Genomic DNA, 823 nt, shown 5'->3' with positions numbered 1-823 from the left:
TTGAGCATGCCTTGATTCCCGCGGAACTGCAAGGCTTCCTGCGGCCAACGCCGGTTGCCGAAAGGCGCGGTCTGGGGTATAATAAAGGTGTCACAAATACCCCGTGGGGGCGATTGGTGTCGACGGGGGAGTGGCTGGCTTAAGCTGCGAGCCGAGGCGCCGCTGGCCTCGTACAAAGCGGCAAAACAATAAACGCGACTACACAGTACGCGCTCGCTGCCTAAACTGAGGTAGCGCGTCCGCCCGTTCCCGGCCGGTGGGGACGGCACCGGGCGTGACAAAAACCGGCTAGCCCGATCTGTTGGGTCCGTGGACTGTCGGGGACTTTATACACGGACTTGGGCCGACGAATCCCGCCTGCAGGAGTCGGAAGGCTCGAAAACCAGACTGCAGGATACGCTCGTAGACGCTTTTGACGGCCCTCTTTCGGACGGGGGTTCAAGTCCCCCCGCCTCCACCAATGTAACTTGAACAAGGTTTCTCTCTAACGAGAACGCCGGTGATGTGAGTCCCGGCGTTTTCGGCGTTCTGCGCGTGGATTTCGTGCTCAGAGGGGATGTCTGAGCCGACTCCGACAAGCCCGGCCTTTGGACTGGCTTCCGGGCCAAAATCACACATCGAGGCCCCGTTTTCTCTCTTTGCCGCCTTTTTCTCTTTGTCCTTTGGACTTTTGCATTTAGGTCCAAAGGAGGTTTTGATCTCAGCTTTGGTACATTTCGCAACCATTCCGCGCTCGCGGGACTGGAGTAGCGGACGTTACCTGCCAGGTGTTGACCTTGAGGCATTGGAGCCGCGATTGACGGGCCACGCGTCCCGGAGTATC

General features: G+C 58.9%; 1 other RNA gene. It reads left to right on the top strand.

Annotated elements, in window-relative coordinates:
• Positions 1-105: 105 nt before the first annotated feature.
• Positions 106-460: a transfer-messenger RNA gene (ssrA, locus tag ABJK56_RS08915) on the top strand.
• The last annotated feature ends 363 nt before the right edge of the window (positions 461-823 follow it).

This window comes from Thermogutta sp. (assembly GCF_039793925.1).
Lineage (GTDB): Bacteria > Planctomycetota > Planctomycetia > Pirellulales > Thermoguttaceae > Thermogutta.
Note: the sequence above shows the minus strand (reverse complement) of the source record. Positions and strands in the feature narration are given on the sequence as shown.